At 71.4% G+C, this 12,905-nt stretch carries 13 protein-coding genes; 9 read left to right on the forward strand and 4 right to left on the reverse strand.

What is annotated here, in order from left to right; translation table 11 throughout:
• Positions 1-82: 82 nt before the first annotated feature.
• The 5 genes from ABT009_RS36570 (at position 83) to ABT009_RS36590 (ending at position 5,068) form a co-directional block, all read left to right on the forward strand.
• Positions 83-1,105 (forward strand): LacI family DNA-binding transcriptional regulator, encoded by a 1,023-nt coding sequence (locus tag ABT009_RS36570; RefSeq protein ID WP_351305157.1) that lies wholly within the window; start codon positions 83-85, stop codon positions 1,103-1,105.
• Positions 1,106-1,200: 95 nt separating this feature from the next.
• On the forward strand, positions 1,201-2,091 hold the full coding sequence (locus ABT009_RS36575; RefSeq protein ID WP_351305159.1) for an SIS domain-containing protein: 891 nt from the start codon (positions 1,201-1,203) through the stop codon (positions 2,089-2,091).
• Positions 2,092-2,146: 55 nt separating this feature from the next.
• Positions 2,147-3,010 (forward strand): class II fructose-bisphosphate aldolase, encoded by an 864-nt coding sequence (locus ABT009_RS36580; protein WP_351305273.1) that lies wholly within the window; start codon positions 2,147-2,149, stop codon positions 3,008-3,010.
• An 80-nt stretch (positions 3,011-3,090) separates the two neighbouring features.
• Positions 3,091-3,753 carry an alpha-ketoglutarate-dependent dioxygenase AlkB family protein gene (locus tag ABT009_RS36585; protein ID WP_351305160.1) on the forward strand — a complete coding sequence of 221 codons (663 nt, stop codon included), beginning with the start codon at positions 3,091-3,093 and terminating at the stop codon, positions 3,751-3,753.
• 73 nt (positions 3,754-3,826) lie between these two features.
• Positions 3,827-5,068 (forward strand): ROK family protein, encoded by a 1,242-nt coding sequence (locus tag ABT009_RS36590; RefSeq protein WP_351305162.1) that lies wholly within the window; start codon positions 3,827-3,829, stop codon positions 5,066-5,068.
• Between the two features lie 35 nt (positions 5,069-5,103).
• Here the strand turns inward: ABT009_RS36590 and ABT009_RS36595 are convergent, their stop codons facing one another.
• Complete coding sequence (locus tag ABT009_RS36595) at positions 5,104-5,688, reverse strand: DUF4865 family protein (RefSeq protein WP_351305164.1); 585 nt, start codon at positions 5,686-5,688, stop codon at positions 5,104-5,106.
• A 32-nt stretch (positions 5,689-5,720) separates the two neighbouring features.
• Positions 5,721-6,305, reverse strand: coding sequence for a TetR/AcrR family transcriptional regulator (locus tag ABT009_RS36600; RefSeq protein WP_351305165.1), 585 nt, complete (start codon positions 6,303-6,305; stop codon positions 5,721-5,723).
• Positions 6,306-6,498: 193 nt separating this feature from the next.
• Between ABT009_RS36600 and ABT009_RS36605 the strand changes: the two genes are divergently transcribed.
• From ABT009_RS36605 to ABT009_RS36615, 3 genes are read left to right on the forward strand one after another with little or no spacing between them, the layout of a single operon-like run.
• A complete protein-coding gene (locus ABT009_RS36605) occupies positions 6,499-6,816 on the forward strand; it encodes an SHOCT domain-containing protein (protein ID WP_351305166.1) in 318 nt (105 codons plus the stop codon).
• Positions 6,813-7,640, forward strand: coding sequence for an ABC transporter ATP-binding protein (locus ABT009_RS36610; RefSeq protein ID WP_351305168.1), 828 nt, complete (start codon positions 6,813-6,815; stop codon positions 7,638-7,640). The genes ABT009_RS36605 and ABT009_RS36610 overlap by 4 nt, the downstream gene beginning before the upstream one ends.
• A complete protein-coding gene (locus ABT009_RS36615; protein ID WP_351305170.1) occupies positions 7,637-10,207 on the forward strand; it encodes an ABC transporter permease in 2,571 nt (856 codons plus the stop codon). Before ABT009_RS36610 ends, ABT009_RS36615 begins: the two co-directional genes overlap by 4 nt.
• A gap of 144 nt (positions 10,208-10,351) precedes the next feature.
• Here the strand turns inward: ABT009_RS36615 and ABT009_RS36620 are convergent, their stop codons facing one another.
• Complete coding sequence (locus ABT009_RS36620; RefSeq protein WP_351305172.1) at positions 10,352-10,891, reverse strand: ATP-binding protein; 540 nt, start codon at positions 10,889-10,891, stop codon at positions 10,352-10,354.
• Between the two features lie 205 nt (positions 10,892-11,096).
• Entirely contained in the window at positions 11,097-11,420 is a 324-nt protein-coding gene (locus ABT009_RS36625; RefSeq protein WP_351305174.1) for a hypothetical protein, read from the reverse strand.
• 334 nt (positions 11,421-11,754) lie between these two features.
• Between ABT009_RS36625 and cds1 the strand changes: the two genes are divergently transcribed.
• Positions 11,755-12,888 carry an L-cysteine desulfhydrase Cds1 gene (cds1, locus tag ABT009_RS36630; RefSeq protein ID WP_351305176.1) on the forward strand — a complete coding sequence of 378 codons (1,134 nt, stop codon included), beginning with the start codon at positions 11,755-11,757 and terminating at the stop codon, positions 12,886-12,888.
• Positions 12,889-12,905: the final 17 nt, after the last annotated feature.

Below are 12,905 nucleotides of genomic sequence, written 5' to 3' on the forward strand. Positions count from 1 at the left end.
CGACTGCGACCATGGGCGGCGCTGGTGCCGCCTAGGATGACGCCGGTGCCGTCGAGGTTGACGACTGAGAAAAGGATTGCCCGTGACCGAAGCCGCTCCCCGTCACCCCTCCGCAAGCCGGGCGAAGCTCGCCGACGTCGCCGCCCTGGCCGGCGTCAGCGTGGGCACGGCATCCAAGGCGCTGAGCGGCAGCGGCCGGATGCGGCCCGAGACCCGGCAGAGGGTGCTGGACGCCGTGGAGGCGCTCGGTTTCCGGCCCAACCAGCACGCGCAGAGCCTGCACACCGGCCGCAGTTGGACGGTCGGGCTGATGACGACGGACGGCATCGGCCGCTTCAGTACGCCCGTGCTCCTTGGCGCCGAGGACGCGCTCGGCGCCGGGAAGATCTCCGTGCTGCTGTGCGACACCCGGGGCGACTCCATCCGGGAGCAGCACCACCTGCGCAACCTCGTGGACCGCCGCGTCGACGGCATCATCGTCACCGGCCGCCGGACCGATCCGCGTCCTGCCCTCAAGGGCATCGAGCCCATCCCCACCGTCTACGCGCTCTCCCCGTCCACCGATCCAGCCGACATCTCGGTGGTCTCGGACGACCGCGGCGGCGCCCTCCTCGCCGTCGAGCACCTGCTGGCGACCGGCCGTACGCGGATCGCGCACATCACCGGCCCTGAACACCACGCGGCCGCCCGCGACCGAGCCCGCCACGCGGTCGGACTGCTGGAGCGCTCCTCGCTCGGTCTCGCCACCGGCCGGGTCCACTTCGGGGAGTGGAGCGAGGCATGGGGGCGGCGCGCCGCCGACGCGGTGCTGCGCACGGCGCCGGACACCGACGCCTTCTTCTGCGGCAACGACCAGATCGCCCGGGGCGTGGCGGACGCCCTGCGCGAGCGGGGCCTGGACGTGCCCGGCGAGATCGCCGTCGTGGGCTACGACAACTGGGACACCATGGCCCTGGCCTGCCGTCCGCCCCTCACCACGATCGACATGGACCTGACCGAGATCGGCCGGATCGCCGCCCTGAAGCTCCTTGAGGCCATCGACTCGGGTCCGGTCCCGGGGGTGCACACCGTTCCCTGCCGCTTGGTCGTCCGCGAGTCCACCTGAGCTGCGCGAAAAGGCGTGCTTGATGACGCTCGGAACTCGTCGATATCTTGCGGAAGCAATTCCTGTGCAGGATTCGCTGTGAGGGGGCCGACGGCGTGAGCCACGTCGAGAACGAGCTCAACAGCCAGCCCGAGTGCTGGCAGCGCGCCGCCGAACTGGCCGCCGGACAAGGCCCGGTGCTGCCGGCCCCGGGCGAGCGGGTAGCGATCGTCGGCTGCGGAACCTCGTGGTTCATGGCGCAGTCCGCTGCGGTGCTGCGCGAGCAGGCGGGCCAGGGCGAGACCGACGCCTTCGCCGCCTCCGAGTTCCCGGCCGGCCGCGCCCGCGCCTACGACAGGGTCGTCGCCCTGACGCGCTCAGGCACCACGACCGAGGTACTCGACCTCCTCGGGCAGCTACGGGGATCCACCCGTACGACCGCGATCACCGCGGACCCCCGGACGCCCGTGATGCAGGCCGCCGACGACGTCGTCGTACTCGACTTCGCCGACGAACAGTCCGTCGTGCAGACCCGGTTCGCCACCACCGCGCTCACGCTGCTGCGCGCCCACCTTGGCCTGCACACCGAAGCCGTGGTCGACGACGCGCGCACCGCGCTCGCCGAGCCGCTTCCCGAAGGACTCGTCGACTGCACGCAGTTCACCTTCCTCGGGCGCGGCTGGACCGTCGGGCTCGCCCTGGAAGCCGGCCTCAAGATGCGCGAGGCGTCACTGTCGTGGACCGAGGCCTACCCGGCCATGGAATACCGGCACGGCCCTATCGCCATCACCACCAAGGGCACCGCGACCTGGATGCTCGGCGAGGCACCCGAAGGCCTCGAAGAACAGGTACGCGCCACCGGCGGGATGTGGGTGGCGGGCGGCCTCGACCCGCTCGCCGAGCTGGTACGCGCCCAGCGGCTCGCCGTCGCGGTCGCGTCCGCCCGCGGTCTCGACCCGGACCGGCCGCGCCACCTGACCCGCTCGGTGATCCTCACCCCTTCCTGACAGCCGCGACCGCCAACGCACCAGAGCCACAAGGACCTGAGAGGAGCGAGCAGCCATTCCCCTTGCCGCAACAGGCGAGCTGGTCGCGTCGGCGTCCGCCGCGCACACCGCCGTCGCCGCGTTCAACGCCATCACGCTCGAACACGTCGAAGCCGTCATCGCCGGCGCCGAAGCCGTGCAGGCGCCCGTCGTCCTGCAGATCAGCGAGAACGCCGTCAAGTTCCGCCAGGGACACGTGCTTCCACTGGCCCGGGCCGCGACCGCCGCCGCCGAGCGCTCGACGGTCCCCGTGGCGCTCCACCTCGACCACGTCCAGAGCGACGACCTGTTGCGGCAGGCCCCCGGCGCCGGTTTCAGCTCCGTGATGTACGACGCTGCGAGCCTGCCGTACGAGGAGAACCTGGCCGCGACCCGTGCCGCCGCCGACTGGGGCCATGCGCACGGGCTGTGGGTCGAGGCGGAGTTGGGCGAGGTGGGCGGCAAGGACGGCTGGGCGTCGCTCGACGCCCACGCCCCCGGAGCCCGTACGGACCCTGCCGAGGCCCGGGCGTTCGTGGCCGACTCCGGCGTCGACGCGCTCGCCGTCGCCATCGGAAGCTCGCACGCCATGACCACTCGCACCGCGACCCTCGACCACGACCTGCTGAAGCGCCTCGCCGCGTCCGCGGGCGTGCCGCTCGTCCTGCACGGCTCCTCCGGAGTGCGGGCCGAGGAACTGTCGGCGGCCGTTGCCGACGGCATCGCGAAGGTCAATGTGGGCACCGCGCTGAATCTCACGATGACCAGGGCCATCCGCGAGTACCTCGCCCTCCACCCCGACGTGGTGGATTCGCGGAAATATCTGAGCGTGGCACGTGAGGCGATGGTACGCACCGTGACGGAACTGATCACCGTGGTACGCGGCGGTTCCGGGTACTAGCCGGGCGGAACACCGGACCGAGGCAGCCGATCGGGACAGCTATCGGGACCGGACCCCGCGCGGTGACATGATGGCTGGTGATGAGCGGTGAGCTGTTTCCCCGGACGCGCTCCGAGGTGGCCCCGGGTGCCGTGCACATCCCGGACTGGCTGTCTCCGGAGCGCCAGCGCGAGCTGCTCGAGGCCTGCCGCGAGTGGGCGCGCCCGCCCGCGGGGCTGCGCACCGTGCGCACTCCGGGCGGCGGCACGATGAGCGCCCGGCAGGTGTGCCTGGGCTGGCACTGGTACCCGTACGGCTATGCCCGCACCGTCACGGACGGGGACGGAGCGCCCGTGAAACCGTTCCCGCAATGGCTCGGCGACCTCGCCCGCCAGGGCGTGAAGGAGGCCCTCGGCGTCGCCGAGTGCACCTCGCCCTACGACATCGCGCTGATCAACTTCTACGACGAGGGCGCGCGGATGGGAATGCACCGGGACAGCGACGAGGACGCCGACGACCCGGTGGTGTCCCTGAGCCTCGGCGATTGCTGCGTCTTCCGGTTGGGCAACGCGGAGTCGCGAGGGCGGCCGTACACGGACGTCGAGCTGCGCAGCGGGGACCTGTTCGTCTTCGGCGGGCCCGCGCGCCTCGCGTACCACGGAGTGCCGCGGGTCGAGGCCGGCAGCGGGCCCCCGGAACTCGGGCTGTGCGGGCGGCTCAACATCACGCTGAGGGTGAGCGGGCTGCGGATTCCGGCGGAGTGACCGTCCTGTTTCGAGAGGATGGCCGCGGCGCCCGATGGCCGCTGCATCCGCTGATCATGGGAGACTCGCCCTCATGAACGGCAACGAGGCCCATCCAGTGGCGGGAGAAACGTCTACGCGCAACAGGCTGGAGCGAGGACGCGGCGCGCTCGGTCCCGCGTTGGAACTCGTCCACACCGGCCGTGCCCCGACCCGTGCCGTGCTCACCGCCGAACTCGGGGTCACCCGCGCCACGGCAGGGGCGGTCGCCGCGGAACTCGAAGCCCTCGGCCTGATCCGCGTCGACGTCCGCCCCACCGCGGCCACCGGATCGCAGGGAAGGCCCTCGCACCGGCTGGAGATCGCCGAAGAGGGGCCCGTCGCGCTCGCCGCGCAGGTGCACGCCGACGGGTTCCGGGCGGCGCTCGTCGGGCTGGGCGGCCGTATCGTCGCCACCGCGCCGGGCGCTGAGATCATCGGCCCGGACCCGGCGAAGGTACTCGGCTCCGTCGTCGAAGCGGGCGCTCAGCTCCTGCGCGAGACTGGACGACGCTGCGTCGGCTCCGGGCTCGCCGTGCCGTCCGCCGTCGCCGAACCCGAGGGCACAGCGCTCAACCCGCTGCACCTCGCCTGGCCCGCAGGCTCCCCGGTCCGCGAGATCTTCGCCGCGAAGATCCACGAAGCAGGCATCCCCGGGCCGGTGTTCGCCGGGAACGACGTCAACCTCGCCGCCCTCGCCGAGCACCGGCACGGGGCCGGCCGAGGTGCCCGCGACCTGCTGTGCGTGGCCACCGGGCACCGCGGCGTCGGCGGCGCGCTCGTCCTCGACGGACGCCTGCACACCGGCAGTTCGGGCCTCGCCCTGGAGGTCGGCCATCTGACCGTGAACCCCGAGGGCCGCCCCTGCCACTGCGGAAGCCGCGGCTGCCTCGACGTCGAGGCCGACCCGCTCGCCTTCCTCAATGCGGCGGGCCGCACCCCCGGCCCCGAGGTGTCGCTGCTGCAGCAGTCCCTCGACCTGATCCGCACGCAGTACACCGACCTGACGGTCCGCATGGCCACGGAGGCGCTGATCGACCGGCTCGGCCTGGGACTCGCGGGCCTGGTGAACATCCTCAACCCGGACCGCATCATCCTCGGCGGCCTGCATCGCGCCCTGCTCGACGCGGACCCGGAGCGCCTGCGCGCCGTGGTGGCCGACCGCAGCCTGTGGGGCCGCAGCGGCGGCGTACCGATCCTGGCGTGCACGCTGGACCACAACAGCCTGGTGGGGGCGGCCGAGTTGGCGTGGCAGCCGGTGCTCGACGATCCGTTGGCGGCGCTGGGGCACGGCTGAGGCGTTCCGGCCGTCGAGGAGGGTGCAGACCGTCCTCACCACAGTCGTCCGCGCGGCAGCCGATCCAGCTCCGGCGCGGAGAGGTGCAGCACCTGGAACACGTCGCCGAGCGCCTTCGGCGTGTCGTGCTCCCAGAGCGAGAAGTGCACCAGTTCCCAGTGGCGCGGATCGACGGCCGCCGCCGCGCACACGGCGCCGTCCAGCCCGGCCAGCCGCTCGGTTTCCCGTACGGCCTCGTCGATCAGGCCGGAGAGCGGTTCCGTGTCGGGCAGGTGCTGCCGGCGGCGTACGGCGTACCGCGCGGCGGAGCCGGCGGCCGATCCCGGCTCGTACGCGAGACCGGTCCAGTGCTGCACCACGGGGCGGCCGAAGTCGTCGACGAGGCCCTGGAATCCGGGTCCCCAGAGGAAGGAGTTCATGCCTTCGGGGGAGTTCCACAGGTAGAACGGCGCGTACTGGTTGACCGGCGAGCCGTCGACCCCGCGCTCACGCATCAGAAACGCCTTAAGGCCCAGGCCGGGGTAGTCGTCCATGAGCGGGCCCTTGCCGGTCCCGCGGATGCGGATGATGTCCATGTCGTAGTCGGCGGGCAGGGTGAGCTCGTACTGCATGGCGTGCATCGTGTGCCTCCTCGGCGGCCGCTTGAACTCGTCTACGTGGTGGGGGAGCCGGCCGCGAGCAGGGAGAGCAGCCCCTGGACGCCCGCGTCGAACGCGGCGGGTGAGCCGGACGCGCGTGCGAGGACGTAGCCGCCCTGCACCGTCGCCACGATCGTCGCGGCGATCGCCTCAGGGTCGAGCGAGGGCGCGAACTCGCCCCGTTCCCTGCCCTCTTCGACGATCCCGGCCAGCCGTGCGCGCAGCCAGTCGAGCGTCTCGTCGACGGGCGCGCGCAGTTCCTCGCTGGCGATCACGTCCGGGTCCATCGTCAGCCGCCCGACGGGGCAGCCGCGCAGGACATCGCGCTCGCGCCGTAGATACGCCTCGATGCGCTCGTACGCCGAACCCGGAGCGCTCAGTACGCCCTCGGCGGTAGCCCGCATCTCGTCGGCGGTGCGCCGGATCGCGGCGAGGGCCAGGTCCGGCTTGCCCTTGAAGTGGTGGTACATGCTGCCCTGGCCGGCCTCCGCGTGCTGCTGGATGGCCTTCGGGCTGGTCCCCACATAGCCGCGCTCCCACAGCAGTTCGCGGGTGGACTCGATCAGCCGGTCCTGAGTGTTCATGCCGTCACTGTACATACTAGTAGGTACAGAAGGAAGCCGTTCGGTGGACGCCAGGGGGAGCAGCGGCCCGAGCCCTGTGTACTCCCGGAGAGGTACGCGCACTGCCGCTGGCCGTACGACGACCTGATGCCCCTTCCGGAGGGAGTCTCGAAGCATCACAGCGACAGCTCACACAGCGACAGCTTCGCTACCGAGGAGATGAGTTCGAATGCAGACCCTGGCGCACTGGGACGGCGGGCCAGGCCCGTGGATCCTGTTCTTCCCGCTGATCTGGGCGGCCGTCGTGATCGGCGTGGTCACCGTCCTGCGCCGCACCGTGTGGCGCGGCCGCCGCGGCCCGTGGCGGCCCATGGACGGACGCGGCCCGTGGGCTCCCGCCGGTCCCGCCGACGACAACTCGCCCATCGCCCTGCTGGGCCGCCGCTTCGCCTCCGGCGAGATCGACGAGGACGAGTACTGGCGCCGTCTGTCGGTCCTGGACGAGCAGTTCGGGCGCACCAGCGGCGGCAAGGGCGGTGCGGCATGACGACCACCGTGACCGATACGCGGACCGCTGCCCAGGTCGTCGACGCCGTGAAGGTGTACGGCTCCGGGGACACCGCCGTGAGGGCCCTGGACGGGGTGAGCGTCGGTTTTCCGGCCGGGCGCTTCACCGCGATCATGGGGCCCTCCGGCTCCGGCAAGTCCACGCTCATGCACTGCGCGGCCGGGCTCGACACGCTCACCTCCGGCTCGGCCTTCATCGGCGACACGGAGCTGAGCACGCTCGACGACCGCCGTCTGACGCTGCTGCGCCGGGACCGGATCGGCTTTGTGTTCCAGGCGTTCAACCTGGTGCCGACGCTGACGGTCGCCGAGAACATCACGCTGCCGATGGACCTCGCGGGCAGGAGGGCGGACCAGCGCGACGAGGAGTGGATCGACGCGCTCGTCGACGTCGTCGGGCTGCGCGACCGGCTGCACCACCGGCCTACCGAGCTCTCCGGCGGACAACAGCAACGCGTCGCCGTCGCACGCGCGTTCGCCGGGCAGCCCGACGTGGTCTTCGCCGACGAACCGACCGGCAACCTCGACTCGCGCTCCGGCGAGGAGGTGCTCGGCCTCCTCGGGCGCGCGGTACGCCTGATGGACCGTACGGTCGTGATGGTCACCCACGACCCGGTGGCCGCCGCGCACGCCGACGAGGTCGTCTTCCTGGCCGACGGCCGCCTTGTCGACCGTATGGAGGACCCCACTCCGGACAGGGTCCTCGACCGGATGAAGGCCTTCGATGCCAAGCCGTTCGGCGCCAAGCCCTTCGATGCAGAGGCACCCGACGCGAGCGGCTCCCGGGAAGGGGTGCCGTCATGAGTGCCACGTCCGCGGCGGTGCGGATCAGCCTGTCGTCGCTGCGCGCCCACAAGCGGCGCTTCGCCGGGACCTTCTTCGCCGTGCTGCTCGGTGTCGCCTTTCTGACGGGCACGCTCGTGATGGGCGACACCTTGCGCGCCAGCTTCGACACGATGTTCGGTAACGCCGCGAGCGGCACAGACGCCGTCGTCCGCAGTGCCGACACCATCACCGCACCCGGCGAGCGCCAGGGCGTGCGCCGGCCGGTCGACACCTCGCTCGTCGCAAAGGTGGAGAAGACGCACGGTGTCGCGGCCGCCGTGGCCAATATTCAGGGTGCAGGTCAGCTCGTCGGCTCCGACGGCGAGCCGATCGGCGGTCAGGGTCCGCCCACCCTCGCGGGCAACTGGATCGACGACCCGAAGCTCAACTCGTACCAACTCGCCGAAGGACGCGCCCCGTCGAAGCCCGGCGAGGTCGTCGTCAACCGCGGCGCCGCCAAGGCGGGCGACCTGAAGATCGGCGACACGACGACCCTGCGCACCCCCGACCCCGTTCAGGTGAAGATCGTCGGCCTGGCGACCTTCGGCGGCGCGGACGGCATGGGGCAGGTCACCTTCACTGGTATGACCCAGGCCGACGCGGAGAAGTACCTGACGCCGAAGCCCGGCGAGGCCGCGAGCATCCTGGTGCGGGCCGGACCCGGCACCAGCCAGCAGAAGCTGGTCGACGCCCTCACCCCCGTACTCCCCGACGGAGTCGAGGCCATCACGGGACAGGAGTCGGCCCAGGAGAACACGGACATGGTCTCCGGGCAGTTCCTGACCCTCTTCACGACCTTCCTGCTGGTGTTCTCGGGCATCGCGCTGCTGGTTGCGACCTTCTCCATCCACAACACCTTCGCGATCGTCGTCGCCCAGCGCACCCGCGAGAACGCGCTGCTGCGCGCCCTCGGTGCCGCGCGCCGCCAGGTCACCGTCTCGACGCTCGCCGAGGCGACGGCCGTGGCCGTCGTCGCGTCCGCCGCCGGGCTTGCGGGCGGCATCGGCATCGCCGCCGGTCTGCAGGCACTGTTCCCCGCCCTCGGATTCCCGTTCCCGGACGGATCCTTGGTGATCAGCGGCCTGTCCATGCTGCTGCCGCTCGCGGTGGGCATCGTGGTCTGCCTCGGCTCGGCCGTGCTGCCCGCCGTGCGCGCGGGACGCACCGCGCCACTCGCCGCGCTGCGCGAGACCGCCGTCGACCACTCCGGGGCCTCGCACGGACGGGCCATCGCCGGTACGGGCATCGCACTGGCCGCTGTCGCCCTCACCCTGATCGGGGTGCTGGCCTCGCAGTCCCTGTGGCTCGCCGGTTCGGGCGCAGTCCTGGCGCTCGCCGCGTTCGTGGTCCTCGGGCCTGTTGCGTCCTCGGCGGCGGTACGCATCCTCGGCGGCCCCCTCGACCGGTTGCGCGGCGTACCGGGGCGCCTCGCCAGGCGCAACGCGCTGCGCAGCCCCAAGCGGACCGCCGCCACCGCGAGCGCCCTGATGATCGGCGTCGCGGTCGTCTCGCTGTTCACCGTCTTCGGCGCCTCGCTGAAGGCGACCATGGACCAGACGGTGTCCCGCTCCTTCGCGGGCGACGTGGCCGTCAGTATGCCCTCGTTCGGTGCGGGCGGCAGCGGACTCAGCCCCAAGCTGGCCCCGGCGATCGCGAAGGAGCCGCAGGTGGCCACGGCGGTCGGACTCGGCCGAGGCGTCGCCGAGGTCGACGGACAGGGCCGCGCGCTCACCGTCACCGACCCGGTCGCACTCGGCAAGCTCTTCGACCTCGGCACGGTCCACGGTTCGCTGGCTGGACTCGGTACGGACGGCATCGCCGTCACCGAGAAGGAGGCCGACAAGCAGCATCTGGGGCTGGGGGATACGGCCGAACTCACCTTCACCGACGGCAAGAAGCAGACGTTCACCGTCCGTGCCGTCTACGGTCAGTCGGAGCTCGCCGGCGACTACGTCATCACCCGCCAGGCCTGGGCGCCGCACCGCGCACAGGACTCCGACACTCTCGTCGCCGTCTCCTTCAAGGACGGCGTGAGCAAGGCCGAGGGCACGGCCGCGGTGAAGAAGGTCGCCGCGGAGTACGGGAGTCCCGAGGTGCAGACCCGTGACGAGTACGCGCAGTCGTCGGCCGGCGGCATCGACATGATGCTCACCCTGGTCTACGCACTGCTCGCCCTCGCCGTACTCATCGCACTGCTCGGCATCGCCAACACCCTCACGCTCGCCCTCCACGAGCGCACCCGCGAACTCGGACTGCTGCGGGCCGTGGGGCAGACCCGGGCGCAGCTGCGCGCCATGGTCCGCTGGGAGTCGGTGCTCGTCGCCGCCTTCGGCACGGTGGGCGGACTGGCGCTCGGCGGCTTCCTCGGCTGGGTCCTCGTCGAGTCGTCCGACGGGGCGAGCGACAGCACGTTCGCCTTCGCCGTGCCGCCGCTGCAGCTGGCCATCGTGGCACTGGTGGGGATCGGCGCCGGAGCCCTCGCGGGCCTGCGCCCGGCGCGCCGTGCGGCACGGCTGGATGTGTTGAGGGCCATCGCCACGGAGTGACGGCGCCGCCCGCCGTCCGGCAAGGCCGGTGGCATCGGTCGGCCGACAACCTTGCATCCGGGTATCACCGCCCGGCCGGCCGACACCTCGCACCGGTGCGACCGCTCGGCCAAGCGACAGCCCCGCGCCCGGGTCACCGCCCGGTCAGCCGACAGCGGCCGACCGGGCGGGAGCGTGTTCCGGCACGCGTTCCTCGTCGGGCACCGGCTCCAGGTCCGTCAACAACGGATCTGCAGTGGTGGCTCCGTACAGGGGAGAGGCGGGCACCAGCACCGAAGGGCTGGACGGGGCAGAGGCGGGAAGCGTGAACCACACGACCTTCCCGTGCTCGCCGTGCGGGCGAGCGCCCCAGGTCTCGCTCACCGCGGCGACCATGGCGAGGCCGCGGCCGCTGGTGGCGAAGGACTCCGCGTCATGGATCTGCGGGAGTCTCGGATCATGGTCATGGACGGAGACGGTGAGGCGGTCGAGCAGGAGCTCGAGCTCCACGGTGCACATCTTGTCCGGCTGTGCATGCCGGTGGACGTTGGTCAGCAGCTCGGTCACACCGAGCGCCGCCCGGTCGATCAGGGCGTCCAGATGCCAGTAGCGCAACTGCGCCGAGACGATTCTGCGGACCTGGCCGATCCGCGACGGCAGGGCCTGGAGCTCCACCGTGCAGTGCCTGCTTGGCTGGCTGATCACGGCTGCGACTCCCCGAATTGAGGTCCGGAAGAAGACGAAGAACGGATCCAGCAAGGCGGCTGCGGAGCACGGTCGCCTGCTGCGTTGCCGACGGCTGGTTCGGAGCGTAGTCGCCGGTAAACCCTGAGTAAGTGTTGAGACTGAGACCAGAGTGACTCAGGGGGTGCCTGTGTGCAACTTGCGCCGTGCCCGCCCGCTTGGGCGACTACGCCCGGCCACCTCCGGCCCTGCGTACCGCCTCGATGAACCGGCGTGCGGAGGGTGGCCCGCCCTTGCCGGGGGCCGGGTCGTCCTCGGCGAGCGTCAGGTGGTAACGCGTGCCGTTGACCTCGGCCAGCGCGCGGTCCTCGTCGCCCAGCCAGGGCTTGCCGGCGCGCACGGCCTGCACCGGTGCGCTGTCGATCTCGCTGCCGTAGCTGGTGAGCAACTCCAGCCTGCCGTCGGTGATCCGGATCTGCCCCGCCCGCGTGAGCGAGCGCAGCCCCTTGCCGATCCGCACGCCCGTGGCCGTGAACTCGGGCTCTGCCATGCTCCCCGCCCCCTCGTGTGCTTCGGCCGTGTCGACCCGTGCTGCCGTGCAGTCTGCACGCGCCTGTCGCCTGGCACCAGTGCGCTCGGCGACACGGAGTCCTCCGCCGGGAGCACTCCGCGGATGCGCCCCCGCTGCCTGCGGGCTGTCCGTGAGGCCGTCCGTGAGCCCTTCCATGCAGGTGTCCGGCATGCCGCTCCCAGCCGTTCCCAGGCCTTCCTTTGGGCCGCTCAAAGATGCGTTTATGCAGGTGAGAAGCGTGCGGAAGGTGCTTATGATCGAACCGTGCAGCCGGCGCGAAACCGGGGTCGGCACGATGTGAAGGAGCCCCGCGGTGAGCACCACCCAGCAGGACCTGACGGGCAGCCCGCGCGCCACACTCGACGTGGACCGCAGTGACGCTGCGTACCGCACTTGGCTGAAAGAGGCCGTCCGTAAGGTGCAGGCGGACGCCAACCGGTCGGCGGACACGCACCTGTTGCGCTTCCCGCTGCCCGAGCAGTGGGGCATCGACCTGTATCTCAAGGACGAGTCCACGCATCCCACGGGAAGCCTCAAGCACCGCCTCGCGCGCTCGCTGTTCCTGTACGGTCTGTGCAACGGCTGGATCCGGCCGGACCGCCCGGTCATCGAGGCGTCCAGCGGCTCGACCGCGGTCTCCGAGGCCTACTTCGCAAAGCTGATCGGCGTCCCCTTCATCGCGGTGATGCCGCGCACGACGAGCGCCGAGAAGTGCCGGCTGATCGAGTTCCACGGCGGTCGGTGCCACTTCGTCGACGACCCCCGGACGATGTACGAGGAGTCGGCCGCCCTCGCGGTGGAGACCGGCGGCCACTACATGGACCAGTTCACCTACGCTGAGCGGGCCACGGACTGGCGCGGCAACAACAACATCGCCGAATCGATCTACCGTCAGCTGCGGTTGGAGCGGTATCCGGAGCCGGCATGGGTCGTCGCCACCGCAGGCACCGGCGGCACCTCCGCGACCCTCGCGCGCTACGTCCACTACATGCAGTACGACACCCGCATCTGCGTCGCCGACCCGGAGAACTCCTGCTTCTTCGAGGGCTGGACGACCGGTGAAACGGACGTCACCTGCGACTCCGGATCCCGGATAGAGGGCATCGGCAGGCCCCGTATGGAGCCGAGCTTCGTGCCCGGTGCCATCGACCGGATGATGAAGGTGCCGGACGCGGCCAGCGTCGCCGCCGTCCGTGCGCTGGAACGTGCGATCGGCCGCAAGGCCGGCGGCTCGACGGGCACCGGCCTGTGGAGCGCGCTGAAGATCGTGTCCGAGATGGTGGCGGAGGGCCGCACCGGCAGCGTCGTCACACTGCTGTGCGACCCCGGCGACCGCTATCTCGACAAGTACTACTCGGACGCCTGGCTGGCCGGGCAGGGCCTGGACATCGCCCCGTATGTGACGGCGATCGAGTCGCTGCTCGAGACGGGAGTCTGGCCGGACTGACCGGCGCTGCGGTGCCC

Source organism: Streptomyces sp. NPDC002896, from assembly GCF_040295225.1.
Classification (GTDB): Bacteria; Actinomycetota; Actinomycetes; order Streptomycetales; family Streptomycetaceae; genus Streptomyces.